Raw genomic sequence first — 25,138 nt, 5'->3', positions numbered from 1 at the left:
GCCGCAGAGGAAGGGCTCAGACCTTCTGCCCCGCCGGTCAATGCCCTTTCACCCGTTCTCCGGTCATTGACACATGGAGATCGACTATAATGTTCCTGCGTTCCGGCCTGATTGGCCTGTCTTTCACCCTTGCTGCACATGCCGCGGCTGCTGATGAAACGTTTCCGCTGACCATCGAAAACTGCGGCCAGTCCCTCACCTTCGAGGCGCCGGCGGCGTCCTCCGTAACCGTCGGCCAGGCGGCCACCGAAGTGCTCTATGCGCTGGGGCTGGGGGACAAGGTGCTGGGCACCTCAGTCTGGTTCAACAACGTGCTGCCGGAATATGCCGAGGTGAACGCCAAGGTCGAGCGTCTGGCCGACAACGACCCGAGCTTTGAAAGCGTGGTTGCCAAACGCCCCGGCCTGGTGGCGGCGCAGTACGAATGGCACGTCGGCCCCGAAGGCATCGTCGCCAAGCGCGAGCAGTTCCATGACCTCGGCATCCCGACCTATGTGCTGCCCGCCGATTGCGCCGGCAAGGACAACACTACCGGCGGCGACGGCACCCGGACAGAAATGTTCACCACCGAGAGCCTGTATCAGGGCATCGAAGAGCTTGCGGCGATCTTTGGCGAGGCCGAAAAGGGCGCAGAGCTGGTCGCCGACTACAAGGCCCGCGAAGCCGCGGCAGTTGCCAAGGCACAAGAGGTTGCGCTGGAAGACGCCTCGGCCGTGTTCTGGTTCTCCTCGCCTGAGATGGAAAGCGACCCGTTTGTCGCCGGCCAGAAGGGCGCGCCGGGCTACATGATGCAGCAGCTGGGCCTTGAGAACGTCATCGAAACTGACGAGGAATGGCCGACCGTCGGCTGGGAAACCATCGCCAAGGCCAATCCGACGGTGATCGTGATCGCCCGCATGGACCGCCGCCGCTTTGCCGCCGATGACTACGAAAAGAAGCTGGAGTTTCTGCGCACCGATCCGGTCGCCAGCCAGATGGACGCTGTGAAGAACGGCCGCATCGTGGTGATGGATGCCCAAGCCATGGACGCCACCATCCGCGCGATCCCGGCGCTGGAGGATCTGGCGGCTGAACTCAGCGCGATCGGCAACGGCGCATGAGCGCAGCCGCCGCACTGGCCTGGCAGGGCGTCAGGGGCGCTTGCCTGGCTCTGCCGGTGCTGGCTGCGGCGGTTCTGGCAGGCGCAATGATCGGGGAAACCTCGCTTGCGCCTGACCTTGTCCTGTCCGTTCTGGTCAACAAGCTGGCCGGGGCAGGCTTGCCGGTGGACCCGGTGGACCAGGGCATCATCTGGAGCTACCGGCTGCCGCGGGCGCTGGTGGCGGGGGCGTGCGGCGCGGCGCTGGCGGTGACAGGCGTGGTGCTGCAGGCGCTGCTGCGCAACGCACTGGCGGATCCCTACATCCTTGGCATTTCCGCCGGTGCCTCGACCGGGGCGGTGGCGGTCACCATTGCGGGGCTGGGCGGCGGCGCGCTGTCGCTGTCCTTTGGCGCCTTCAACGGCGCGTTATTGGCCTTTGGCTTTGTCGCCATTCTGGCCCGCGCCGCCGGGGCGGGCAGCAGCCGGGCGGCGGCGGCGCAGATCGTGCTGGCGGGCATTGCCGGCTCGCAGCTGTTCAACGCCCTTACAGCTTTCATCATCGCCAAGTCCGCCAATGCGGATCAGGCGCGCGGCATCATGTTCTGGCTGATGGGCAACCTCAGCGGCGTGCGCTGGCCGGACGTGTGGCTGGCGGTGCCGCTTGCGCTGGCGGGCTGGATGGTCTGCCGCTTCCACGCCCGGGCGCTCGATGCCTTCACCTTTGGCACCGATTCCGCTGCGGCGCTGGGCATCCCGGTGCGGCGGGTGCAGGTGGTGCTGATCTTTGCCACCGCGCTGATGACCGCGGTGATGGTGTCGATCGTCGGCTCCATCGGCTTTGTCGGCCTGGTGATCCCGCACGCGGCGCGGTTCCTGGTTGGCCCCGGCCATCGCCGCCTGATGCCCGCCGCCGCCCTGACCGGCGCGGTGTTCCTGATCGGCGCCGACATCGTGTCCCGTATCATCATCCCCGGCCAGGTGCTGCCCATCGGCGTCGTCACTGCACTGATCGGAGCGCCGGCCTTTGCCATCATTCTGGTGCGCGGGCAGAGGACGGCGCGATGAGGATCGAAGCCCGCAGCCTGTCCTTCTCGGTGCGCGGCAAGGCGTTGCTGTCGGATGTGTCGCTGTCGGCGCAACCGGGGGAAACGCTGGCGCTGGTCGGCCCCAATGGCTCCGGCAAATCGACGCTGATGCGGCTGCTGGCGGGGCTGGCCCGGCCCTCGCAGGGCGACGTGCTGCTGGCGGAGCAGCCGCTGGCCCGGCTGTCGCGCCGGGAAATCGCCCAGCGGATCGCCATCGTCGAGCAGCAGGCCGACACCGCGGAGCGCATCACCGCGCGCTCGGTGGTAGAGCTGGGACGCACCCCCTGGCTGTCAGCCTTGCGGCCCTGGAGCGGCGAAGACACCCGGCAGGTGGACAAAGCTCTGCGAACGGTCGAAATGGAGGCGTTTGCCCAGCGCGAATGGGCCACCCTGTCGGGCGGCGAGCGGCAGCGGCTGCATATCGCGCGGGCGCTGGCCCAGCAGCCGGGGCTGCTGCTGCTGGACGAGCCGACCAACCATCTGGACATCCACCACCAGCTGTCGATCCTGAACTGCGTCCGGAACCTGAAGGTGACCGCCGTGGTGGCGCTGCACGATCTGAACCAGGCGCTGACCTGCGACCGGGTGGCGGTGCTGTCGGGCGGGCGCCTGGTGGCATCGGGCACGCCGCAACAGGCCTTGACGCCGGACACGGTGTCGGAGGTGTTCGGGATCACGGCCCGGCAGGTCCGGGATGCCGGCGGCGGCGCGCCGCATCTGTCCTTTCACCTTGCCTGAACGGCGGCGGGCGCCGGCGCGCGGTTACTCCGGCTGATCCGGTGACAGGTCGCAGGACTGGATAAACCTGCTGCATTCCTCGGTCAGGGCCGCAAACCGCGAGCGTTCGCGCTGGTAGAGGTAGACCTCCCGCTTGTCCGGCAAGTCAGCTATGGCGCGGAAGGCGGTGGTTTCCGGCATGAAGCGGGCCACGGTCTGCGGCAGCACGGTCACCCATTTGCCCGTCCGCACCATGGTAATCAGCGAATGGGTGTTGTGGATCGTCACATCGGCCGCGCTGCTGGCCTCGACAAAGCGCTCGTTGCGGATCAGGCCGCACAGGGCGTTGCGGACAAAGCCGGGTCCGGTAACGTCGGCAATCGCCGGCGGCCGTTCCTGCAGCAGCAGCGGGTGATCGGCGGAGCAGACCAGGCCAAACCTATCCTCGAACAGCGGCACCGCCTTGACCCCGTTGAGCGGATGATAGCCGGAGGCGATGCCGATATCCGCCTTGCCCTCGGCCAATGCGTCCAGAACCTGCTGGGTGTCGGTGTCGCGCAGCTCTACCTTCAGGCCCGGGAAGCGGGCGGTCATATGCTCCAGCACCGCCGGGAACACCAGCGCCGCCACCGATGGCACCGACACGATGCGGATCAGGCCGTGGGTCGCCTCGGCTGCCATCTCGATGCTCTGCACCGTCTGGTCGAAGTGGCGCACCTGTTTCTGAGCCAGTTCAAAGACTTGTTCGCCCAGCGGCGACAGCTGGTTCTTGCGCTCGCCCTCAAACAGCTTCTTGCCCAGATGGTCCTCCATCTGCTTGAGGGTCATGGAAACCGCTGATTGGGTCCGGCCCAGCCGGTTTGCGGCCTCCGACAGGTTCCCGGTCTGCGCCACGGTGCAAAAGGCGCGCAGCATTTCGATCTTCAAGGCCATGACTTCAGAATTCTTGAAATTGCGTTCAGTTTATTGAGTTTGACTGATGCTAGGGCGGAAGTCCATCCTGCTGCAAACCTGAAATTCAGCATCTGGGGCTTCTCCGTGACCAAACTGAACCTGATTGCCGGCGAATGGCTGGCTGGCGAAAGCGAAATCGAAAACCGCAACCCTTCGGATCTGAGCGATCTGGTCGGCATGTTTGCCCAGGCCAGCGCCGATCAGCTGGACGCCACTCTGGATCAGGCGCAGACCGCGCAGCGCGAATGGGCCGCCTACGGGCTGGAGCGCAAGCAGGCGGTGCTGATGAACATCGGCAATGAGCTGATGGCCCGCGCCGAGGAACTGGGCACGCTCTTGTCGCGCGAAGAAGGCAAGCCGCTGGCTGAGGGCAAGGGCGAAGTCTACCGGGCTGGCCAGTTCTTCACCTATTACGCCGCCGAATGCCTGCGCCAGATCGGGGAAAACGCCGACTCCGTGCGCCCGGACATCGAGGTGGACGTGCGCCGCGAGGCGGTGGGTGTGGTCGCCATCATCTCTCCCTGGAACTTCCCGACCGCCACCGCTTCGTGGAAAATCGCGCCGGCGCTGTGCTACGGCAACGCCGTGGTGTGGAAGCCTGCGAACATCACCCCGGCATCGGCGGTTGCCCTGACCGAGATCATCGCGCGCCAGGACATTCCCAAAGGCCTGTTCTCGCTGGTCATGGGCTCCGGCCGCTCCATCGGCCAGCGCCTGGTCGAAAGCCCCAAGGTGAACGCGATCTCCTTCACCGGATCGGTGCCGGTGGGCAAGGGCATTGCCGCCGCCGCCATCCAGAACCTGACCAAGGTGCAGATGGAGATGGGCTCCAAGAACGCGCTGGCGGTGATGGACGACGCCGACCTGGATCTGGCCGTCACCCTGGCGCTGGGCGGCGCCTTTGGCGGCACCGGCCAGAAATGCACCGCTTCCTCCCGGCTCGTGGTCCACGCGGCTGTTCATGATGCCTTTGTTGACAAGCTTGTCGCCGGGGCACAGGCCATGAAAGTGGGCCACGCGCTGGAAGCGGGCGTGCAGCTGGGGCCGGTGGTCAGCGAGCAGCAACTGAACGAGAACCTGGCTTATGTCGATATCGGCACATCCGAAGGCGCCGAACTGGCCTGCGGCGGCCAGCGTTTGGAAATGCCGCACGAGGGCTTCTACATGTCCCCGGGCGTCTTCCTGAACACCACAAACGATATGCACATCAACCGCGAGGAGATGTTCGCGCCGCTGACCAGCGTGATCAAGGTGGGCAGCTATGACGAGGCGCTGGCGGTGGTTAACGACACCAACTTCGGCCTGACCTCCGGCATCGTGACCCAATCGCTGGCCCGCGCCACCCATTTCCGCCGCAACGCGCGCACCGGTGTGGTCACCGTCAACCTGCCGACCGCAGGCACCGACTACCACGTGCCGTTCGGCGGCCGCGGCGACAGTTCTTATGGCCCGCGCGAGCAGGGTAAGGCAGCGGCGGAGTTCTACACCACGGTGAAGACCGCCTACATCAGCGCCGGCCAGCCGGTCTGATGCCCGCCATTCGCTCGGCCTGAACTTATCCGGCGACACGCCGGATGCAGCGCCCGTCCTGCCCCCCGCATTCACTTGGGACGGGCGCTGACCATCAATAAACGAGGTGCCTGAATGACCGGCTACCGTATCGACTGCCTGCAATATGCCAACTGGTCGGAAAAAATCTTCCGCCAGCTGCGCGAGGGCGGCGTGGACGCGATCCATGTCACGATTGCCTATCATGAGAACTTCCGCGAGACGGTTCTGAACTTCGAAAAGTGGAACCGCTGGTTCGAACAGTATCCGGACCTGATCATGAAGGGGCAGTGGGCCTCCGACATTGACAGGGCCCGCGAAACCGGCCGCACCGCGGTGTTCTTCGGTTTCCAGAACCCCTCGCCGATGGAGGACGACATCGGCCTGGTCGAGATCCTGCACACGCTGGGCGCCCGTTTCATGCAGCTCACCTACAACAACCAGTCGCTGCTGGCGACCGGCTGTTACGAGGCCGAGGACACCGGCATCACCCGCATGGGGCGTCAGGTGATCAAGGAGATGAACCGGGTCGGCCTGGTCGTGGACATGAGCCACTCCGCCGACCGCTCCACCATCGAAGCGGCGGAAATTTCCACCCGCCCGATCGCCATCACCCATGCCAACCCGCATGAATGGTCGCCGGCCCTGCGCAACAAGAAGGACGATGTGATCCGCGCGGTGACCGGCCATGGCGGCATGCTGGGCTTCTCGGTCTATCCGCACCACCTGAAGGACAAGTCCAACTGCACCCTGCAAAGCTTTTGCGAAATGATTGCCCGCACTGCCGACAAATACGGCGCGCAGCACCTCGGCATCGGCACCGATCTTTGCCAGGACCAGCCCGACAGCATCGTTGAATGGATGCGGGTCGGCCGCTGGACGAAGGAAATCGACTACGGCGAAGGATCAGCCGCCGCGCCGGGCTTCCCGGCAATGCCCGGCTGGTTCAAGGACAACCGCGACTTTGGAAACATCGAAGACGGCCTTCGCGCGACGGGCATGAACGACGACGAGGTCAGCGGCATCATGGGCGGGAACTGGTACCGGTTCTTCGCCGAAAACTTTGGCCCAAAGGGATAGGTCATGGAACCAACCGCGCAGACAACGATATCACGACGGAACCCGGCGCAGGTCATGCGCCTCAGCCGTCTCGGCTCCCTGCACCAGTGCCGCCTCAGCTTCATGCGGGTGCTGACACGGCGCATGGCCCGGGAAAACTGGAGCTTTGCGCGCCCGAAGTTTGATATTGATGCCAAGGGTGTCGGTGTGGCGGTCTATACCGCGACCGGCCCCGCGCGGACCTATTCCCTGATTGCCTTCGCCCACGACCTGCCGCCGGAAATGCGCTCCGACCGGGTGATCGCCACCGCCTGGGATGCGACCTTCACCCTGTTCGACGGGGTGCCAACGGATGCGGATATTGAGCGTCTGTCGAAGAACGTGCCGTATCAGGAGGCGGGCCGGGTCAACGAGAAATCCCTGTCTGTTTCCCGCGCCAACCGTTCAGTGCGCCTGTGGGCGCATTTCGTCGATGCGCTGTCGCAGGGCCGGCAGCCGGACTCGGCGCAGGCGGATGCCGTCGGCTACCTGATGCGCACCACCGCCGTCTACGGCTCCGGCAAGCTGGGCGCTGCCGACCGGGAGGCCATCGCGGACCGCCCCGAACTCAGCGCGCCGTTCCAGGCAGAGATGCTGTCGGTTTACCTGACCCGTGTCTTCGTCCGTGATCTGGTGGAGCATATGGCCCGTGCCAAGGGCGGCGAGAACGCCGTGCCGCTGGCGCCCGAAACCGCGCAGCGGCTGGGGATCGGCAACTCCACCGGCCTTGGCATGGCGCCCTACATCGTCAACCACCCGGTGCTGTTCAACAACTGGATCATGGCGCGGGAAGAGGCGATTGCCCGGGTGCGTTCCGTCGAGACCGCCACCGCGGAAGAAGCCGCCTGCTTCCGCCGGATGCTGCGGCGAAGCGAATTGTCGGCGGCGCGCTGGCATTCGGAGCACCCGGTGCAGATCGAAAAGCTGGCGAGCCTTCGCAAGGATCTTGAGGCCTTGGCGGCCTGGGTGGCATCAGATGATCTGCGCAATGACCGCCCCTGGGACCGGCTGATCCGCTGGAGCGGGACAGCGCTGAGCCTGGAAGGGCAGGAACTGGCGGCCTCGCTGATCCTCGAACCCTATGCGGAGCTGGTGGACGGTCTGTCCGACTGCATGGCCGACGCCAACAAAGACGCCTTCATCATCAATGGCGCAATGCCGGTTTCGCAGGTCCGCAGCCTGCTGCAAGACAGCTTTGGCTGGGCACTGGATCTGGACTGGGGGGCCCGCGAAAACTGCGCCCGCGCCTGGTATGTCTCGGAAGAGAAGCTGGAGCCGCGCATGGGCGAACGCTTCGACGAGCCCATCGCCAATTACGAACAGCCGCTGGCGCCGGCCCGTGACGCAGCCTTGGCCCATGCCGCGCTGGCCGGTTGGGACGCCGAGGCGCCCGTCGCGGCCTTCCTGCTGCGCCACCCGGAACACCGCCACACCGTGCGCCGGGCGCAGATGAGCCAAGCCGCCCCCTACGGTGAAATCCGCAGCAACACCATCAGCGACCGGGTGCTGCCGGTCGACATGCTGCGGGCGAAACTGTCGTTCTTCGGCGCTACCCATTTTGACCCGCGCTCCGACCGCTGGGTGCGGATCTGCATGTATGCGGGCGCGCCTTACCCTGAAGACCTGACCACCGCCAACGCCGACCTGTGGGTATACCCGGAGGCAGACCAATGAGCTATGCGCTGAACGAAGTGGAAGCCACCGCAAAACGCGCCGCCCGCGGGGCGGGGTATGACTGGGGGCTGGCCGAGGAAGCCGCCAAGGCCACCCGCTGGCTGTGCGCGCAGGGGCTGGACGGCGCGGCGGTGCTGGCCCGGCTGCTGGAGGCCGGCTTTGCAGCTGAGCTGCAGGCTCACGCCCCGCAAGGCATCGAGGGTGACTGGCTGGCAGACGCGCCGCTCTGTCCGCTGGCAACCGGCGCGGCGCTGTCCGACTGCGCGGCGCGGCTGCGGGACATGCCAATGGCCATCGGCCCAGTTGCCCAGCCTGCGATGATCCTGCCCTTTGCCGCAACGGCCGCACGGCAGCTTGGCGCCTGCGTCACGGTTGCGGGCGAGGGCTTCCAGGCTGTCACCGACGGCGCCGCCCTGCACTGCGAAGGCACCCTGCCGGACGCGGCCGCCCGCCTGACCATCGGCGCCGCGGGCAGCCTGCCAGACCCGAACCCCGGCCGCACCCGCGCCGAACCGGCGGAGGCGGCCTGGGCCGCGCTCAACCGCTTTGCCCATAAATCCTACGCTCCGGCCACCGAGGAGTCGCGCCTGCTGGGCGCCGGCGCCGGGCTGTCCGACAACGACTGAGAAGGCACCGAGATGACCGAGACCCGAACCCTGACCCTTGCCGAGATCGAGGACCTGTCGTTCCGCGCCCTGGTGGCGGCAGGCACGTCAGAGGCGAATGCGCGGCCCTTGGCAGTTGCCACCGCCGCGACCGAGGCGGATGGGGTGGCCAGCCATGGCCTCGCCTACATCCCGATCTATGCGGAGCATGTGCAATGCGGCAAGGTGGACGGGCAGGCGGTGCCGGTTCTGTCCCGCCCGCGCCCCGGCGTCGTCGCGGTGGACGCCGCCACCGGCTTCGCCCATCCGGCCATCGACGCAGGCTTTGAAGCGCTGATCCCGGCAGCCCGCGAGCAGGGCATCGCAGTTCTGGCCATCCGCAACAGCTACAACTGCGGCGTGCTGGGCTACCACACCGCCCGCCTGGCCCGCGCCGGGCTGGTGGGCTTGGGCTTCACCAATGCGCCCGCCTCAATTGCGCCATCGGGCGGCAAGAAGCCGGTGGTCGGCACCAACCCGTTCTCGGTTGCGGTGCCGGGCGAGGACGGCGAGCCGGAGCTGCTGATCGACCAAAGCGCCAGCACCATCGCCAAGAGCGAGGTGATGAAACACGCCCGCGAGGGCAAGGAGATTCCGCTGGGCTGGGCGCTGGATGCAGACGGCAACCCGACCACAGACCCGGACGCGGGCCTCAAGGGCTCGATGGCGCCTTCGGGCGGCTACAAGGGCGTCGGGGTGGCGCTGCTGACCGAGATCATGGCCGCCGCGCTGACCGGTGCCACGCTGGGCATCAATGCCTCGCCGTTCTCCGGCACCGCAGGCGGTCCGCCGAAAACCGGCCAGATGTTCATCGCAATCGACCCCTCAGCAACCTCGAATGACACATTTCGTGCCGGAATGGTCGGAATCGTGGGCGCGGTGCGGGCACAGCCTGGCGCACATCTGCCAGGCGACGGGCGCCGCGGCAAGCGGATCAAGGCCCGGGACCAAGGCGTCGCGGTCAGCGTGGCAACGCTGGACAGGATCAAAGCTCTGTTGGGCTGACGCCAATCCCCGGCGGGGCCGCACCCCGCCGGACATTCCGCACCCCGGTGCGGCACGTGCGAAACGGGAGGAAACGCATGTCAATTAAGCAACCTTTTACCGATTTGGAGATCAAGACCTCCAACGGCGGCTTCTACGAGGGGCACAGCGTCGAGATTGCCTTGCTCAGCAAGGGGATCATGGTCGCGCTGGTGCTCTGGGCCCTGGTCTGGCCGGCAAACGCCACCGGCGTGCTCGGCAGCCTGAACTGGCGTATTCTGGAGGACTTCAACGCCTTTTACATCATCATCGTCGGCTTCTTCGCCTTTTTCCTGTTTGTGGTCGCCGCGCTGCCGCAAACCGGTAAGCGGATCATGGGGGCCCCGGGCGAGCCGAAGGAGTTCTCGGACTTTTCCTGGTTCTCGATGATGTTCGGCGCCGGTCTGGGCGTCGGCCTGATGGTGTTCGCCACCGCAGAGCCGCTGGGCCTGTGGGGGTCCAACCCGGTGGTGCTGTCGCAGGAGGTCGCAGCGAACAGCGAGGAGGCCATTCAGTCCGGCTTCCGCTACACCTTCCTGCATTACGGCTTCCATGCCTGGGCGATCTACGTGGTGACCGGCCTGTCGCTGGCCTACTACGCCTATACCCGCGGGATGCCGCTGACCATCCGCACCGCGCTGACGCCGCTGTTCGGCAAGCTGATGAACGGCTTCCTGGGCCACGTCGTTGACGTGCTGGGCGTTGTCGCCACCATCCTGGGCGTGTCCGTGACCATCGGCTTCGGCGTGTCGCAGTTCGTGGACGGCCTTTACGCGATCACCGGCATGGAATGGATGATGGACATGAGCGGCGACGCGCCTGCACCGGGCACCGTTGGCCTGCTGGCCGGCCTGTTCGCGATCATGGGGCTGTCGATCATCTCGGCGGTGTCCGGCGTCGGCCGCGGCGTGAAGTATCTGTCGAACCTGAACCTGGTCCTGTCGATCATCCTGCTGCTGGTCTTCGTGGTCTTCGGCTCCTTCGTGTTCGCCATGAGCACCTACGCCTCGGCCATTGTGGACTACATCCTGAACTTCACGGCGCTGAGCTTCGGCGCTTTCGGCCCGCAATCCGCGGCTGAGTTCTCGGCGGCGCTGCCGGCTGAGGCCGCCCCCTATGCCGATGCGCTGCGCGGCGGTGCCACCAACGCCTGGGGCTCCTTCGAAGGCTTCAAGTCCGGTCTGGAGGGCGAAGCCGCTGCTCTGTCCGACGACGTGCTGTCGGCGGCCTATGCCGCGGGCGAGCCGCAGCGCCAGTTCGGCTGGCAGGCCGGCTGGACCACCTTCTACTGGGCCTGGTGGATCGCGTTCTCGCCCTTCGTGGGCCTGTTCCTGGCGCGCATTTCCCGCGGCCGCTCGGTGCGTGAATTCATCGTCGGCTGCGTGCTCGCCCCTGCGCTGGTCTGCTTTGCCTGGATGACCATCCTGGGCGGCACCGCCATCGACCTGGAACTGAACGGCGCGGCCGAAGGTGCGATCATCGGCGCCTCGAACACCGCCAAGCTGTTCGTAACCCTGCAAAGCATGATCGACGGCGGCCTGCTGTCCGGCATCACCATCATGTGCGTGGTGCTGATCATGACCTTCCTGGTCACCTCGGCGGACTCCGGCATTCTGGTGATGAACACCATCATGTCCGGCGGCGACCAGAACATCGGCAACAAGCACAAGATCGTCTGGGGCCTGATCCTGACCGCCGTGATCGGCACCCTGCTGTTTGCAGGCAAGCAGAACGGCGGAGCGGATCCGATGGAAGCGCTGAAAAGCGCGATGATCATCGGTGCGCTGCCGTTCACCATGGTGATGGGCCTGATGTGCATCTCACTGGCCAAGGCGCTGTTCCGCGATGGTCAGCGCGAAAAGGCCGCAGAACGCGCGCCTGCCGAATAAGCACGCCAGCCGTCCTTGCGGGCGGTGCCGGGGCCGGGGGGAACATTCCCTCCGGCCCCTTACTGTTTCCGGACATCTGACAGCAGCGGCGCCGTCCTCCGGAGGCGGCCGCGTCCGGTTCGTTTGGCGAATTGCGTGAAAACGGAAAGTTTTTAGCGTCAGGGGCGCAAAATCTTCCGTTTCTGGATTAATTTGTGAAACCGGCGTATACTGCCTTCTCTTACCGATTGAACCTGCCTTTTCGGCCTTGGATGTGTCCGGGGAGCGGGGGAAAGGGGGCGGGATGCTGATTGCGGTCGTGCTTGTGCTGATCGTGGCGGGGTCCGTTGCGTTCCATCTGTACAGCCCGTGGTGGTGGACGCCGATCGCGTCGAACTGGGACTATATCGACAACACGCTGGTAATAACCTTCTGGATCACTGGTGCGGTGTTCGCCGCGGTGGTGCTGTTCACGGCCTATTGCGTTTGGAAATTCCGGCACCGGCCGGGCCACAAGGCTGAGTTCGATCCGGAAAACAAGCGGCTTGAGTGGTGGCTGACAGCAGTGACCGCCGTTGGCGTGGCTGCGATGCTGGTGCCGGGGCTGTTCGTGTGGAAGCAGTTCGTCACCGTGCCCGCGAACGCCAGCGAGCTGGAAGTCTTCGGCCAGCAGTGGAACTGGGCCTACCGGCTGCCCGGCGCCGACGGCGTGCTGGGCACAGCGGACGCGGAATGGGTGAGCGGCGAAAACCCCCTGGGCGTCAACCCGCATGACCGCTTCGGCAAGGATGACCTCATCATCGAGGGCGGCGAGGTCTATCTGCCGGTGGATCAGCCGGTCAAACTGCTGCTGCGCTCCATCGACGTCTTGCACAATTTCTACGTGCCCGAGTTCCGCGCCAAGATGGACATGGTGCCGGGCATGGTCACCTACATCTGGTTCACCCCGACCCGCACCGGCAATTTCGAGGCGCTTTGCGCCGAATACTGCGGCACCGCGCATCCCTTCATGCGCGGTTTCGTGACCGTGGTGGAGGCCGCGGAATACCAGGAATGGCTGCAGGAGCAGCTGACCTTTGAAGACTACGCCCGCACGGCGTCTGAACCCGCGACAAGGCTGGCAGAACGGTGAGGGCAGTGCCCGGCCGCGGGCGGAAACGAAGTGCCCGCCCATGGGGGCGGTCGGGCACTGCCCGGCCTTCAGCCGGGCGGGACGCAAACGCGATGGAGTCCTGCAATGACCGACATCCTGCCTGAACACGACAGCAATCTGCCGCCGCGCGAAGTTGCCGATGTGATGCCGCCGCATGCGCACAGCTGGATTGGCAAATATGTTTTCTCGCAGGACGCCAAATACATCGCCATCCAGTATTCCGGCACCGCCGCGGCCATCGGCCTGGTGGCGCTGGTGCTGTCCTGGCTGATGCGGCTGCAGCTGGGCTTTCCGGGGCTGTTCGACTTCATCACGCCCGAGGCCTATTACCAGTTCGTCACCATGCACGGGATGATCATGGTGATCTATCTGCTGACCGCGATCTTCCTCGGCGGTTTCGGCAATTACCTGATCCCGCTGATGGTCGGCGCCCGCGACATGGTGTTTCCCTTCGTCAATATGCTCAGCTACTGGATCTACCTGCTGGCGGTGCTGGTGCTGGTGGCCAGCTTCTTTGTTCCCGGCGGGCCGACCGGCGCGGGCTGGACGCTGTCCCCGCCGCAGGCGGTGCTGTCGGGCACGCCGGGCGGCGCGCAAAGCGGCATCATCCTGATGCTGGTGTCGCTCATTCTGTTCATCATCGGCTTTACCATGGGCGGTTTGAACTATGCCGTCACCGTGCTGCAGGCCCGCACCCGCGGCATGACGATGATGCGGCTGCCGCTGACGGTCTGGGGCATCTTCACCGCAACGGTGATGGCGCTTCTGGCGTTCCCGGCGCTGTTCGTGGCCTGCGTGATGATGCTGTTCGACCGGCTGCTGGGCACGTCGTTCTTCATGCCAACGCTGGTGGAGCTGGGCGAAAAGCTGAGCTACGGCGGCGGCAGCCCGATTGCCTTCCAGCACCTGTTCTGGTTCTTTGGCCATCCGGAGGTCTATATCGTGGCGCTGCCCGCCTTCGGCATCGTCTCCGACCTGATCGCGGTGCATGCGCGCAAGAATGTCTTCGGCTACCGGATGATGGTCTGGGCCATCGTCATCATCGGCGCGCTCAGCTTCATCGTCTGGGCGCACCACATGTATGTCTCGGGCATGCATCCGTGGTTCGGCTTCTTCTTCGCCACCACCACGCTCATCATCGCGATCCCGACCGCGATCAAGGTCTACAACTGGATCCTGACCCTGTGGAAGGGCGACATCCACCTGACCCTGCCGATGCTGTTTGCGCTGGGCTTCATCGTGACCTTCGTGAACGGCGGGCTGACGGGGCTGTTCCTGGGCAACGTGGTGGTCGATGTGCCGCTCAGCGACACCATGTTCGTGGTGGCGCATTTCCACATGGTGATGGGGGTGGCGCCGATCATGGTGATCTTCGGCGCGATCTACCACTGGTATCCCAAGATCACCGGACGGATGCTGAATGAGGCGATGGGCCAGATCCACTTCTGGGTCACCTTCATCGGGGCCTATGCGGTATTCTTCCCGATGCACTATGTCGGCCTCGTCGGGGTGCCGCGCCGCTATTTCGAGATCGGCGAGCCGGCCTTCCTGACCGCGCCGGTGGACGGGCTCAATGCCTTCATCTCCTCCGCCGCGCTGATTGTCGGCGCGGTGCAGGTGCTGTTCCTGTTCAACATCTTCTGGAGCCTGCGTCACGGGCTTGCGGCGGGCGGCAACCCCTGGCGCGCCACCTCGCTGGAGTGGCAGACGCCGGAAACGCCGCCGCGGCATGGCAACTGGGGGGATGACCTGCCCAACGTCTACCGCTGGGCCTATGACTACAGCGTGCCCGGCGCGCCCAAGGATTACGTCGCCCAGAACGATCCCTGGGTGCCGGACAGCGGGGGGAGGCGGCTGTGACGGTCATCCTGGCCTTCCTGGTGCTGGTCGCCCTGGCCGCCGGGCTGTGGCTGTCGCAGCAACGCCTGGCCTCCAAGCCCTGGCTGGAAACCGGCATTGCCCCCTTGGCGGGCCATGGCCCGGGGCGCGCGCCGGGCTTCATCTTCATCGCCGTCTTCCTCGCCGTGGCCGGCGGGCTGTTTGCGATGCTTGGCAGTGCTTTTGTCATGCAGATCGACGAGACGCCGTGGGAACTGGTGCCGCTGCCCGGCCGGGTCTGGCTCAATACGGCGCTGCTGCTGCTGGCCAGCCTGTTCATGCAGTTCGTGGTGATCTCCGCGCGGGCGGGCACCACGCGCTGGCTGCGCGCCAGCCTGATTGCCGCCAGCATCGCCACGCTCGCCTTTCTGGCCGGGCAGGCGCAGGTGTGGATTGCGCTGACCAGCGGCGGCTACCCGCTGGACGGCCCCCCGGCGGCCAGCTTTTTCTACCTGATCACCGGCCTGCACGGGCTGCATGTGCTGGGCGGCATCATCGCGCTGGCGGCCATCTGCCTGCGCCACGCCGGCGGCGGGGACGTCAAGGCGCTGCTGCCGGGGGTGCGGCTCTGCGCGCTTTACTGGCACGGGCTGCTGGCGTTCTGGCTGATGCTGTTTGCGCTGCTTCAGGGCTGGGGCAACGCCTTTCTGGCGCTGTGCCGCGCCGCCGTGACTTGAGGGAGGGAGACTGATGGACCATCCGCTGCAAGGCCAGGACCAGACACTGCTGCAACAGGGGCACAGCGGTTTCGCCGCCGACTGGAGCTCGGACCAGCGGGCGTTCAAAAAGGTCTCCTGGGGCAAGGCGATGATGTGGATCCTGCTGCTCAGCGACACATTTATCTTTGCCTGCTTCCTGGTCGCCTATCTGACCGCCCGCAGCTCCACCAATGCCGAATGGCCCAACGCCAGCGAGGTTTTTGCCCTGCACATCGGCGGCCGCGACCTGCCATTGATCCTGATCGCCATCATGACCTTTGTGCTGATCTCCTCCTCCGGCACCATGGCGATGGCGGTGAACTGCGCCTACCGCAAGGCGCGCAAGGCGACCGCCGCGCTGATGTTTGCGACCGCCGCGCTGGGCGCGTGTTTCGTGGGGATGCAGGCGTTTGAATGGTCCAAGCTGATTTCCGAGGGCGTGCGCCCCTGGGGCAACCCCTGGGGGGCGGAGCAATTCGGCGCCAGCTTCTTCATGATCACCGGCTTTCACGGCACCCATGTGACCATTGGGGTGATTTTTCTGATCATCGTCGCCCTCAAGGTCTGGCGCGGAGAATTTGATCGCGACCAGCGCAGCTGGATGTCGGCGGGCAACGGCGATTACGAGGCGGTCGAGATCATGGGGCTGTACTGGCATTTCGTCGACCTGGTCTGGGTCTTCATCTTTGCATTCTTCTATCTGTGGTAGGGGGCCGCCATGACAGACACACCGCACGCATTGGCAACCCGGCATGTGGCGCATGACGAGGGGCAGCAGCATCCGATCAAGCTTTACTTCGTGGTCTGGGTCTTGCTGTTCATCCTCAGCGCCGGCTCGTACTGGGTGGATTACGCACAGCTGCAGGGGCTCTTGCGCTGGAGCCTGATCCTGATCTTCATGGTGCTGAAGGCGGGGCTGATCATCGCCGTCTTCATGCATATGGCCTGGGAGCGGCTGGCGCTGATCTACGCGATCCTGCTGCCGCCGCTGGCGCTGATCGGGCTGCTGGCGATTCTGATCATCGAGTCGGATTACACCGCCGGCACCCGGGTGATTGAACTTGGGCAGGGGGCAGGGGCGCCTGAGTAACGACCGTTCCGCCCGGCCGTAGGCCGGGCAGCGCCCGACCCTCCCCACGGGAGGGCGCTTCACGCCCACCCAGGGTCAGGCGCTGCCCTCAGTGTTGTTCCTAGGCCGTGCAATGAGAAAGGCGCCCCGGTTTCCCGGAGCGCCCTGTTTGCGCGATGGGCCGTGTTTACGCCGCCAGATCAAACCGGTCTGCGTTCATCACCTTGACCCAGGCCGCAACAAAGTCCTGCACAAACGCATCCTGGAAGTCATCCTGCGCATAGACCTCGGCCAGCGCCCGCAGCTGCGAGTTGGAGCCGAACACCAGATCGGCGCGGGTGGCGGTCCATTTCACTTCGCCGCTGGCACGGTCACGGCCCTCATAGGTGCCGTCGCCGGCCGGCTTCCACTGCACGCTCATGTCCAGGATATTGGTGAAGAAATCGGTGCTCAGCGTGCCGGCCCGGTCCGTGAACACCCCATGCGCCGCGCCGCCGTGGTTGGCCCCCAGCACCCGCAGGCCGCCAATCAGCGCCGTCATCTCCGGCGCGCTGAGGGTCAGGAGCTGCGCCCGGTCCACCAGCATCTTCTCGGCCGGAATGCTGTAGTCCGCCTTCTGGTAGTTGCGGAAACCATCGGCCTCCGGCTCCAGCACGGCAAAGCCTTCGATGTCGGTCTGCTCCTGGCTGGCATCGGTCCGGCCCGGAGTAAACGGTACCTCAACCGGATGGCCTGCGGCCTTGGCGGCCTCTTCCACCGCGGCGCCGCCCGCCAGCACGATCAGATCGGCCATTGAGATCTTCTTGCCGCCGGATGCGCTCCCGTTGAAATCGCTCTGGATGCCTTCCAGAACCTTCAGCACCTTTGCCAGTTTTTCAGGCTCGTTCACCTCCCAGTCCTTCTGCGGCTCCAGCCGGATGCGCGCGCCATTGGCGCCGCCGCGCATGTCGGAGCCGCGGAAGGTCGAGGCCGAGGCCCAGGCGGTGGAGACCAGTTCCGGCACCGTAAGCCCGGAGGCCAGCACCTTGGCCTTGAGGTCGGCAACGTCGTCCGTTTCCACCAGCGGGTGATCCACCGCAGGCACCGGGTCCTGCCAGATCAGGTCCTCCGCCGGCACTTCCTCGCCCAGATAGCGCGACTTGGGCCCTATGTCGCGGTGGCACAGCTTGAACCAGGCGCGGGCAAAGGCGTCGGCGAATTTCTCCGGGTTGGCGTGGAAATCGCGCGAGATCTTCTCATAATCCGGATCCATCCGCATCGACATATCGGCGGTGGTCATCATCGGCGCATGCTTTTTGCTGGGGTCATGGGCATCCACCACCATATGCTCGGGCTTCACGTCCTGCGCCTGCCACTGGTTCGCACCGGCCGGGCTTTTGACCAGTTTCCACTCATAGCCGAACAGCACGTCGAAATACCCCATGTCCCAACTGGTCGGGTTGGGCTTCCAGGCCCCTTCAATGCCAGAGGTGGTGGTGTCAGCCGCGTTCCCGGTGCCGTGCGAATTCAGCCAGCCAAGCCCCATGTGCTCAATGTCCGCGCCCTCCGGCTCCGTGCTGACCAGTTCGGGATCGCCGGCGCCATGCGCCTTGCCGAAGGTGTGGCCGCCCGCCACCAGCGCCACGGTTTCCTCGTCATTCATGCCCATGCGGCTGAAGGTCTCGCGCACGTCCTTGCCCGAGGCGACCGGGTCCGGGTTGCCGTCCGGGCCTTCCGGGTTCACGTAGATCAGCCCCATCTGCACCGCCGCCAGCGGGTTGGCCAGGTCGCGCTCGCCGGAATAGCGGCTGTTGGGCTGGTCGCTGGTGGCCAGCCATTCGGTCTCCGCCCCCCAATAGACGTCTTCCTCCGGTTCCCACACATCCGCGCGGCCGCCGCCAAAGCCGAACACCGGGCCGCCCATCGATTCAATGGCGCAGTTGCCGGCCAGGATCATCAGGTCCCCCCAGGAGATCTCGTATGCCGTCTTCTGCTTGAAAAAAAACAACAGGCGGCGCGCCTTGTCCAGGTTGCCATTGTCCGGCCAGCTGTTCAGCGGCGCAAAGCGCTGGCTGCCAGTGCCGCCGCCGCCGCGCCCGTCGGCGGTGCGGTAGGTGCCGGCACTGTGCCACGCCATGCGGATGAACAGCGGCCCGTAATGGCCATAGTCCGCAGGCCACCAGTCCTGGCTGTCGGTCATCAGCGCGTGCAGGTCCTGCTTCACCGCCTTCAGGTCCAGCTTCTTGAACTCTTCGGCATAGTTGAAATCAGCCCCCATCGGGTTCGACGCAGCCGAATGCTGGTGCAGAACCTTCAGGTTCAAGAGGTTCGGCCACCAATGCTTGTTGGTGGTGCCGCCGGTTGCGGCAGCGCCGTGAAACACCGGGCATTTTCCTTGGGGAGTATTTCCGTCCATTTTTTGTCTCCGATCGTGGCTGCAGTTGTTGACGCGCTACGCGACAGAAGCGCCCCGGGATCCGTTCTGCGGCTCCGGGCCAGCGCGCTGCCGCAGCCCCGCCATGAGGCTGCGCGCGCGGCAAAGCTGCTGCCGGTTTTCCCTGTCTTCGTGCGGTGAGGCTAGCAGAGGAAATCCATTGGATTAAGTTGCATTTATTCATCACAGTGATAAGCAAATCCTATGATAAACGTGACCCTCCGCCAGATGCGCTATTTCGAGGCGCTGGCACAGCACCGCCATTTCGGCCGCGCGGCAGAGACCTGCGCGGTGTCTCAGCCCGCTTTGTCGGTTCAGATCAAAGAATTGGAGGAAGTGCTGGGGGTGCAGCTGGTGGAGCGCGGGGCACGCCAGGTGCGTCTGACCAGCTTTGGCGAAGATCTGGCGGTCAGGGTGCGCGGCATCCTGCGTTCGGTGGATGAGCTGGGCGAGCTGGCCCGCGCCTCGCGCGAGGGGCTGGCCGGGCGGCTGCGGATCGGGGTGATTCCCACCATCGCGCCGTATCTGCTGCCCTCCATTGTCGGCACGCTGACCCGGCAGTATCCGGAGGCCGACATCCGGGTGCGCGAAACCGTGACCCCCAAGCTGCTGGAGGAACTGGGCGAGGGGCGTCTGGACACCGCCATCGTGGCGCTGCCGGTCTCTGAGCCTGCGTTCGAGGAGGTGCCGCTGTTCTCCGAGGACTTCGTGCTGGTGCGCCCGGGGGAGGATACTGGCAAGCCGGTTCCGGGGCCTGAGGGCTTGCGCGAAATGCGGCTCCTGCTGCTGGAGGAAGGGCACTGCTTCCGCGATCAGGCGCTGTCTTTCTGCAACATGCAGTCGGCCGCCCCGCGCGAGCTGCTGGACGGCAGCTCCCTGTCGACGCTGGTTCAGATGGTCAGCGCCGGCATCGGCGTGACGCTCATTCCCGAAATGGCCGTGCCGGTTGAAACCCGCTCGGCGGTGGTGTCGGTGGCCCGCTTCCGCGACCCGCAGCCCGCCCGCACCATCGGCATGATCTGGCGCCGCAGCAACCCGCTGGCGCGGCAGCTGATGCAGGTCGTCGGCGTGGTGCGCCAGGCGGCCGATGCCCTGCGGGCCAGTTACAGCCCGATGACCTGAGGCGCGGAGAGAGGGTATTCCAGGCGCCCGGCCGCCGGTTTGCCGCCCCGGTGATTGAGTGGCGCAAGCCCGGCTTCAACCCAGTGAAGATTGGTGCGCAAAGGGCACGTTCACAAGCGTTTCAACCGCATCGCAGTTTCCGGAGTAAGAACACTGCGTTAACGTTCCGCAAAAAATAACACACTGAAGCGGGCATACAGGCAGATGAAAACGGGCTTTCACGGCACGTTTGTTATGTCCTGGTCGCAAACCGAGATCGACGGCCTTCGGGCCGCGCCGGTGGACGCGCTGATTACAGGCGCGGCCTGGTCCTGGCATGGCGATGCCGTGCGGGTGGACGGGCCGGCCGGGCTGTCGCGGCTGGATATGGCAAACGGCGATGCAGAGATGCGCCGCCGCGCGGCGCGGTCGGTGCGCCGGCTGGTTGGCGCGGCGCTGCAGAACCGGACAGGCATCAGCGCGGCGGCGGCTGACGCGGCGCTGCCGGACAGCAGCTTCGCAGTGACCAACGGCGTGCAGAGTTTCACCGCCACCCTGATTGAAACCGGCCCGGGCCAGCCCCGGCTGGTGATGTTTGCCGGTGAATTGCCGCCGCGCGGCACCGACCTCTGGGTGGTGCATCACGCACTTGGCGCCGTCCGTACAGACCAGCTCCAGAGCGGGGCCGAGGGCGAAGGCGGCGTCATCTGCTTTACCCCCGGCACGCTGATTGCGACCCCCAGCGGGCCGCAACCGGTGGAACAGCTGCGCGAAGGCGATAGGGTCCAGACCCGCGACAGCGGCGCGCAGGAGATCCTGTGGATCGGCTCCCGCCGGATCACCGGTGCGCGCCTGTATGTGATGCCGCAGCTGCGCCCGGTCCGCATTCACGCAGGCGCCCTGGGGATCGGCCGGCCGGAGCAGGAACTGCTGGTCTCTCCCGATCACCGGATGCTGCTGCGCGGCGCGCATGTGCAGGCGCTGTTCAACACGCCCGAGGTGCTGGTGGCGGCCGGCGATCTGGTCAATGGCCGCACGATCCTGCCCGATGCCTCGGTGCGGGAAGTCACCTATATTCACCTGATGCTGGCCAGCCATCAGGTGCTCTGGGCCAACGGGGTGGAAACCGACAGCTTCCACCCGTCCAGTGCCTCGCTCACGGCGCTCAGCGGCGCGGACAGGGAAAGACTGTTCCGCCTGCAGCCGGAGCTGGAGCGCAACCCGCTGGCCTATGGCGCCTATGCCCGCCGAAGCCTCAGCCCGTCCGAAGCGGCGATCCTGCGGCACGAGGCTGCCTGACGCCTTTGCCTGGACGGGGCAGGGGGCCATGCGGCGGCCTGACCCGCTGCGGATGCAGTTTTTCGCACCATTCGCGCCACAGCCATGTTGACTCCGCCCCGAACCCCGATATAAGCGCGGCTTCATTGGTGTTGGTGGCCCCCGCAAGGGGATGCCTGTCATGCCCGGATCCTGGATGCGGAGCAAGAGGACAACGCCCTTCGATTGTTGCAGGTCTCCTGGGACAGGTACACACAGACGGTGCAGTGGCAGACGCGATTGCAGCCCGAAAAGTGGGAGCCGGTTTTCGGAAGCAGCTGCAATGCCACTTTAGAAGGAGATCAGCCGTGACCAAACGCACGTCTGCCAAGTACAAAATCGACCGCCGCATGGGCGAAAACATCTGGGGCCGCCCGAAGTCCCCGGTCAACCGCCGCGACTACGGCCCGGGCCAGCACGGCCAGCGCCGCAAGGGCAAACTGTCCGACTTCGGCATCCAGCTGCGCGCCAAGCAGAAGCTGAAGGGCTACTACGGCGACCTGACCGAAAAGCAGTTCCGCCGCATCTACGGCGAAGCCGAGCGTGTGAAGGGCGACACCGGTGAAAACCTGATCGGCCTGCTGGAGCGCCGCCTGGACGCCGTCGTCTACCGCGCCAAGTTCGTGCCGACCGTCTTTGCGGCCCGCCAGTTCGTCAACCACGGCCACGTCCTGGTCAACGGCAAGCGCGTGAACATCCCCTCCTACCGCGTGAAAGAGGGCGACGTGATCGAGGTCCGCGACAAGTCCAAGCAGATGGTTGCCATTCTGGAAGCCGTTCAGCTGGCTGAGCGCGATGTGCCGGATTACATCGAAGCCGACCACTCCAAGATGACCGCAACCTTCGTGCGCACCCCGTCCCTGGGCGACGTGCCGTATCCGGTGATCATGGAACCGAACCTGGTCGTCGAATTCTACGCCAAGAACTAAGCCTGCTGCCCTCAGGGCAACTGGCGGAAGGGCTGTCCAAACGGGCAGCCCTTTTTCTGTGGCGCGGCCGCCTTGCCGCAGGCGCCCGGCGCGGCAGCAAGGAAAGCTGTGGTCCGGCGGCATCATTGGTACTATCCTTCCTCAAAAGCGACAGGGAGTGACCCATGAAGTTGATGATGAAGGCAGCTGCCGCGGCGGCGCTCACGGTTCTGGCGGCGGCGGCAGGCGCGGCACCACTGAAACTCACACCCGCAAATCCGCAGCCCTCTGGCGTCAAGCCCGGTCTTGCGGTGGTCTACGCCTACCCGCAGGACGTGAAAACACTGGCCGAAGCCTCCTCGGCGCTGAAAATCGGCAGCGAGCGCGGCCGCCCCATCGCCGGACTGGACAACCGCGACACCGAAGAGGGGCAGAACACCCTGACCGCCAAGCGGCCGATGCATGTGGCGGCCAGAATCACCGGATACGTGAAGTTCGACCAGCCCGGCATCCACAATATCGACTTCCTGACCAACGACGGGCTGCGGGCCAATATCGGCGGCCAGATCGTGGGCGAATTTGACGGCCGCCAGTCCTGCGACAGCACCATCATGACCAAGGTCGAGGTGCCTTCGGCCGGCTGGTATCCGGTCGATATCCTCTATTTCCAGCGCCTCGGCACCGCCTGCCTGCACATGCGCATGGGTCCGGACGGCAAGCGCCCGAAATGGATGAAGGACAGCGCCTTCGGTCACTGACCAATAGGGTCTTCTTCTGGCCGGAAGTATCCCGGGGGAAGCCCGCAGGGCTGGGGGCAGAGCCCCCGCTTCATCCTTTTCTAAAGCGGCAGCGGGCGGCCTTCGGCGATGGCTTCCATCGCGAAATAGGAGGTCACGCTGTCCAGCTCCACGCCCGAGATCAGCCGCTGATAGACCTTGTCGTAGCTGGCCATGTCCTCTGTCACCACTTTCAGCTGATAATCGTAATCGCCGCCGATCCGGTGGAAATCCACCACCTCCGGGATCGTCAGCACATGGCGGCGGAACTTTTGCAGCCACTCCGCCGAATGGTGCCGGGTGCGCAGCAGCACGAACACCACCAGGTCCAGCCCCAGCTGCTTGCGGTCCAGCCGCGCGGTGGAGCCTTTCAGCAGCCCGCTTTCGTTCAGCGCCTTCAGCCGCCGCCAGCAGGCGTTCTGCGACAGCCCCACCTTGTCCGCCAGCTCGCGCTGCGACAGGCTGGCGTCCTGCTGCAGGGCCTTCAGGATCGCAAGGTCAATTTGATCTGCCGATTTGGTCATGATTGGATCATATGACACAATAATAGGTCAATCCACTCAGTAATTGATAAAGTTATCTCGCGAAACTCCGTTCATAGTGGCCTCACAGATTTCGGAGGCGCGACATGACCCTGGCAGCATTCAAACAGACAATCCGGCAGGCCGCACAGGACGGAACCCTTGGCCGCAGCGTGATTGGCGACGGCGTGATGATCCCCGGTCTCGATGGCGAGGTGCCGCTGGTCTATGCCGATTACGTCGCCTCCGGCCGCGCCCTGCGCCAGGTGGAGGATTTCGTGGCCGCCCAGGTGCTGCCCTTCTACGCCAACTCCCATACCGAGGCGTCCTACTGCGGCACCCAGATGACCCGGCTGCGCCGCGAGGCGCGCAGCGAGATTGCCCGTCTCACCGGCGCCACGGCACAGGATGCGGTGATCTTCACCGGCTCCGGCGCCACTGCGGGCCTCAACCGGCTGGTGAGCCTGTTTGGCGTCAACGAGGCCGCGCGGCCAGTGGTTTTCATCGGCCCTTATGAGCATCACTCCAACATCCTGCCCTGGCGCGAGAGCAAGGCCGAGGTGGTGGAGATCCCCGAAGCAGCCGAGGGCGGCCCGGATCTGGCAGTGCTGGAACTGGCCCTGAAACAGCACGCGGACAGCGACCTGAAAATCGGCAGCTTTTCTGCCGCCTCCAACGTGACCGGCATTGTGACGGACCCCGATCCCATCAGCCGCCTGCTGCACGCGCATGGCGCGCTGGCGGTCTGGGACTATGCCGGCGGCGGCCCCTATCTGCCGGTTGACATGGGCGCGGGCGGCGCAGCGCGCAAGGACGCCGTCGTGGTCTCACCGCACAAGTTCCCGGGCGGCCCCGGCGCCTCTGGCGTGCTGATCGTCAACCAGTCCGCTGTGCGCCGCCGCTGCCCGTCCTGGCCGGGCGGCGGCACCGTCAGCTTCGTCTCCCCCTGGCGGCACGAATACAGCCAGGATCTGGCTGCGCGCGAGGAGGCCGGAACCCCCAACGTGATCGGCGACATCCGCGCGGCCCTGGCGTTTCTGGTTAAGGAAGCGGTGGGTCAGGACCAGATCGAGGCCCGCGAGGCGAAGTTCGCGCAGATGGCCTGGGACGGCTGGTCCGCCAACCCGCGCCTGCGCATCCTCGGCCACCGCAGCGCGCACCGGCTGCCGATCTTCTCCTTCCTGGTGACGGACGCGGCCGGCAAGCCGGTCCATCAGCAGCTGTTCACCCGCATGCTGAGCGACGTCTACGGCATCCAGGCCCGCGGCGGCTGCGCTTGCGCAGGCCCTTACGCGCACCGGCTGCTGGGCATCAATCATCCGGAATCGGAAACCCTGTTTGCCGACCTGCAGGCAGGCGAGGAGATGAAGAAGCCCGGCTGGGTCCGGCTCAACTTCTCCTACCTGATGGAGGAGGAGACAGCGCAATACCTTATCACTTGCGTCAATGACCTGACGATGAAGGCGGGGGGGATTGCAGCCCGTTACGACGCCGACCCGCTGACCGCACGGTTCAAGGCGCAGGCCGCCTAGGCCCAATCGTAAGCGGTGCTTTCCCGCGGCGGGAAAGCACCTCACATGCTTGTGATATATAGGCAGCCGGCCCCGGTATT

Annotated in this window: 21 protein-coding genes and 1 pseudogene; 19 read left to right on the top strand and 3 right to left on the bottom strand. The window is 65.5% G+C overall.

The genetic code is table 11. The features are described from left to right. Positions 1-89 precede the first annotated feature (89 nt). From PHA8399_RS10435 to PHA8399_RS10425, 3 genes and pseudogenes are all read left to right on the top strand, one after another. The gene (locus PHA8399_RS10435; protein WP_058286078.1) at positions 90-1,100 is read left to right on the top strand and encodes an ABC transporter substrate-binding protein; all 1,011 of its coding nucleotides are present in this window, start codon (positions 90-92) and stop codon (positions 1,098-1,100) included. Further along, the gene (locus PHA8399_RS10430; protein ID WP_058286077.1) at positions 1,097-2,146 is read left to right on the top strand and encodes a FecCD family ABC transporter permease; all 1,050 of its coding nucleotides are present in this window, start codon (positions 1,097-1,099) and stop codon (positions 2,144-2,146) included. The genes PHA8399_RS10435 and PHA8399_RS10430 overlap by 4 nt, the downstream gene beginning before the upstream one ends. Then, a pseudogene (locus PHA8399_RS10425) lies at positions 2,143-2,653 on the top strand (ABC transporter ATP-binding protein); the annotation flags it as partial. The gene PHA8399_RS10430 and the pseudogene PHA8399_RS10425, both read left to right, overlap by 4 nt. 275 nt (positions 2,654-2,928) lie before the next feature. Here PHA8399_RS10425 and PHA8399_RS10420 read toward each other — a convergent pair. Next, on the bottom strand, positions 2,929-3,816 hold the full coding sequence (locus tag PHA8399_RS10420; protein WP_058286075.1) for a LysR family transcriptional regulator: 888 nt from the start codon (positions 3,814-3,816) through the stop codon (positions 2,929-2,931). Positions 3,817-3,921: 105 nt separating this feature from the next. Here PHA8399_RS10420 and PHA8399_RS10415 point away from each other — a divergent pair, with 105 nt between their 5' ends. The 11 genes from PHA8399_RS10415 (at position 3,922) to PHA8399_RS10365 (ending at position 16,511) form a co-directional block, all read left to right on the top strand. Beyond that, positions 3,922-5,367: an aldehyde dehydrogenase family protein gene (locus PHA8399_RS10415; RefSeq protein WP_058286161.1), complete on the top strand. Its 1,446-nt coding sequence runs from the start codon at positions 3,922-3,924 to the stop codon at positions 5,365-5,367. A 114-nt stretch (positions 5,368-5,481) separates the two neighbouring features. Further along, positions 5,482-6,465 (top strand): membrane dipeptidase, encoded by a 984-nt coding sequence (locus tag PHA8399_RS10410; protein WP_058286074.1) that lies wholly within the window; start codon positions 5,482-5,484, stop codon positions 6,463-6,465. Between the two features lie 3 nt (positions 6,466-6,468). Continuing rightward, entirely contained in the window at positions 6,469-8,157 is a 1,689-nt protein-coding gene (locus PHA8399_RS10405) for a hypothetical protein (protein ID WP_058286073.1), read from the top strand. Then, entirely contained in the window at positions 8,154-8,783 is a 630-nt protein-coding gene (locus PHA8399_RS10400; RefSeq protein WP_058286072.1) for a DUF3726 domain-containing protein, read from the top strand. Before PHA8399_RS10405 ends, PHA8399_RS10400 begins: the two co-directional genes overlap by 4 nt. A gap of 12 nt (positions 8,784-8,795) precedes the next feature. Further along, complete coding sequence (locus PHA8399_RS10395; protein ID WP_058286071.1) at positions 8,796-9,806, top strand: Ldh family oxidoreductase; 1,011 nt, start codon at positions 8,796-8,798, stop codon at positions 9,804-9,806. A 77-nt stretch (positions 9,807-9,883) separates the two neighbouring features. Continuing rightward, entirely contained in the window at positions 9,884-11,713 is a 1,830-nt protein-coding gene (locus tag PHA8399_RS10390) for a BCCT family transporter (RefSeq protein ID WP_058286070.1), read from the top strand. A gap of 283 nt (positions 11,714-11,996) precedes the next feature. Then, on the top strand, positions 11,997-12,824 hold the full coding sequence (locus PHA8399_RS10385) for a cytochrome c oxidase subunit II (protein ID WP_058286069.1): 828 nt from the start codon (positions 11,997-11,999) through the stop codon (positions 12,822-12,824). A gap of 105 nt (positions 12,825-12,929) precedes the next feature. Then, positions 12,930-14,705, top strand: a complete 1,776-nt coding sequence (locus PHA8399_RS10380; protein WP_058286068.1) for a cbb3-type cytochrome c oxidase subunit I — start codon at positions 12,930-12,932, stop codon at positions 14,703-14,705. Then, positions 14,702-15,400, top strand: coding sequence for a cytochrome c oxidase subunit 3 (locus PHA8399_RS10375; protein ID WP_058286067.1), 699 nt, complete (start codon positions 14,702-14,704; stop codon positions 15,398-15,400). Before PHA8399_RS10380 ends, PHA8399_RS10375 begins: the two co-directional genes overlap by 4 nt. Positions 15,401-15,413: 13 nt before the next feature. Further along, positions 15,414-16,130: a heme-copper oxidase subunit III family protein gene (locus PHA8399_RS10370; RefSeq protein ID WP_058286066.1), complete on the top strand. Its 717-nt coding sequence runs from the start codon at positions 15,414-15,416 to the stop codon at positions 16,128-16,130. A gap of 9 nt (positions 16,131-16,139) precedes the next feature. Then, positions 16,140-16,511, top strand: a complete 372-nt coding sequence (locus PHA8399_RS10365) for a cytochrome C oxidase subunit IV family protein (protein ID WP_058286065.1) — start codon at positions 16,140-16,142, stop codon at positions 16,509-16,511. Between the two features lie 166 nt (positions 16,512-16,677). On the opposite strand, the gene katG is transcribed toward PHA8399_RS10365, so the two are convergent. Next, a complete protein-coding gene (katG, locus tag PHA8399_RS22935) occupies positions 16,678-18,885 on the bottom strand; it encodes a catalase/peroxidase HPI (protein ID WP_058286064.1) in 2,208 nt (735 codons plus the stop codon). A 222-nt stretch (positions 18,886-19,107) separates the two neighbouring features. Here katG and PHA8399_RS10355 point away from each other — a divergent pair, with 222 nt between their 5' ends. The 4 genes from PHA8399_RS10355 to PHA8399_RS10340 all read left to right on the top strand — a co-directional run bounded on the left by PHA8399_RS10355 (position 19,108) and on the right by PHA8399_RS10340 (position 22,987). Then, positions 19,108-20,025, top strand: coding sequence for a LysR substrate-binding domain-containing protein (locus tag PHA8399_RS10355; RefSeq protein ID WP_058286063.1), 918 nt, complete (start codon positions 19,108-19,110; stop codon positions 20,023-20,025). A 204-nt stretch (positions 20,026-20,229) separates the two neighbouring features. Beyond that, on the top strand, positions 20,230-21,303 hold the full coding sequence (locus PHA8399_RS10350) for a Hint domain-containing protein (protein ID WP_058286062.1): 1,074 nt from the start codon (positions 20,230-20,232) through the stop codon (positions 21,301-21,303). A 326-nt stretch (positions 21,304-21,629) separates the two neighbouring features. Then, positions 21,630-22,250: a 30S ribosomal protein S4 gene (gene rpsD / locus PHA8399_RS10345; RefSeq protein WP_058286061.1), complete on the top strand. Its 621-nt coding sequence runs from the start codon at positions 21,630-21,632 to the stop codon at positions 22,248-22,250. A 164-nt stretch (positions 22,251-22,414) separates the two neighbouring features. Continuing rightward, positions 22,415-22,987 carry a PA14 domain-containing protein gene (locus PHA8399_RS10340; RefSeq protein ID WP_058286060.1) on the top strand — a complete coding sequence of 191 codons (573 nt, stop codon included), beginning with the start codon at positions 22,415-22,417 and terminating at the stop codon, positions 22,985-22,987. 80 nt (positions 22,988-23,067) lie between these two features. Here PHA8399_RS10340 and PHA8399_RS10335 read toward each other — a convergent pair whose 3' ends face one another. After that, entirely contained in the window at positions 23,068-23,529 is a 462-nt protein-coding gene (locus PHA8399_RS10335) for an Lrp/AsnC family transcriptional regulator (protein ID WP_058286059.1), read from the bottom strand. A 104-nt stretch (positions 23,530-23,633) separates the two neighbouring features. Here PHA8399_RS10335 and PHA8399_RS10330 point away from each other — a divergent pair, with 104 nt between their 5' ends. Beyond that, positions 23,634-25,058 carry an aminotransferase class V-fold PLP-dependent enzyme gene (locus tag PHA8399_RS10330; RefSeq protein ID WP_058286058.1) on the top strand — a complete coding sequence of 475 codons (1,425 nt, stop codon included), beginning with the start codon at positions 23,634-23,636 and terminating at the stop codon, positions 25,056-25,058. Positions 25,059-25,138 lie beyond the last annotated feature (80 nt).

This window comes from Leisingera aquaemixtae, from assembly GCF_001458395.1.
Lineage (GTDB): Bacteria > Pseudomonadota > Alphaproteobacteria > Rhodobacterales > Rhodobacteraceae > Leisingera > Leisingera aquaemixtae.
Note: the sequence above shows the minus strand (reverse complement) of the source record. Positions and strands in the feature narration are given on the sequence as shown.

Coding starts and splice junctions, on each gene's coding strand:
- PHA8399_RS10435 (WP_058286078.1), top strand. CDS start 90: ATGTTCCTGCGTTCCGGCCTGATTGGCCTGTCTTTCACCCTTGCTGCA.
- PHA8399_RS10430 (WP_058286077.1), top strand. CDS start 1,097: ATGAGCGCAGCCGCCGCACTGGCCTGGCAGGGCGTCAGGGGCGCTTGC.
- PHA8399_RS10420 (WP_058286075.1), bottom strand. CDS start 3,816: ATGGCCTTGAAGATCGAAATGCTGCGCGCCTTTTGCACCGTGGCGCAG.
- PHA8399_RS10410 (WP_058286074.1), top strand. CDS start 5,482: ATGACCGGCTACCGTATCGACTGCCTGCAATATGCCAACTGGTCGGAA.
- PHA8399_RS10405 (WP_058286073.1), top strand. CDS start 6,469: ATGGAACCAACCGCGCAGACAACGATATCACGACGGAACCCGGCGCAG.
- PHA8399_RS10400 (WP_058286072.1), top strand. CDS start 8,154: ATGAGCTATGCGCTGAACGAAGTGGAAGCCACCGCAAAACGCGCCGCC.
- PHA8399_RS10395 (WP_058286071.1), top strand. CDS start 8,796: ATGACCGAGACCCGAACCCTGACCCTTGCCGAGATCGAGGACCTGTCG.
- PHA8399_RS10390 (WP_058286070.1), top strand. CDS start 9,884: ATGTCAATTAAGCAACCTTTTACCGATTTGGAGATCAAGACCTCCAAC.
- PHA8399_RS10385 (WP_058286069.1), top strand. CDS start 11,997: ATGCTGATTGCGGTCGTGCTTGTGCTGATCGTGGCGGGGTCCGTTGCG.
- PHA8399_RS10380 (WP_058286068.1), top strand. CDS start 12,930: ATGACCGACATCCTGCCTGAACACGACAGCAATCTGCCGCCGCGCGAA.
- PHA8399_RS10370 (WP_058286066.1), top strand. CDS start 15,414: ATGGACCATCCGCTGCAAGGCCAGGACCAGACACTGCTGCAACAGGGG.
- PHA8399_RS10365 (WP_058286065.1), top strand. CDS start 16,140: ATGACAGACACACCGCACGCATTGGCAACCCGGCATGTGGCGCATGAC.
- katG (WP_058286064.1), bottom strand. CDS start 18,885: ATGGACGGAAATACTCCCCAAGGAAAATGCCCGGTGTTTCACGGCGCT.
- PHA8399_RS10355 (WP_058286063.1), top strand. CDS start 19,108: ATGATAAACGTGACCCTCCGCCAGATGCGCTATTTCGAGGCGCTGGCA.
- PHA8399_RS10350 (WP_058286062.1), top strand. CDS start 20,230: ATGAAAACGGGCTTTCACGGCACGTTTGTTATGTCCTGGTCGCAAACC.
- PHA8399_RS10340 (WP_058286060.1), top strand. CDS start 22,415: ATGAAGTTGATGATGAAGGCAGCTGCCGCGGCGGCGCTCACGGTTCTG.
- PHA8399_RS10335 (WP_058286059.1), bottom strand. CDS start 23,529: ATGACCAAATCGGCAGATCAAATTGACCTTGCGATCCTGAAGGCCCTG.
- PHA8399_RS10330 (WP_058286058.1), top strand. CDS start 23,634: ATGACCCTGGCAGCATTCAAACAGACAATCCGGCAGGCCGCACAGGAC.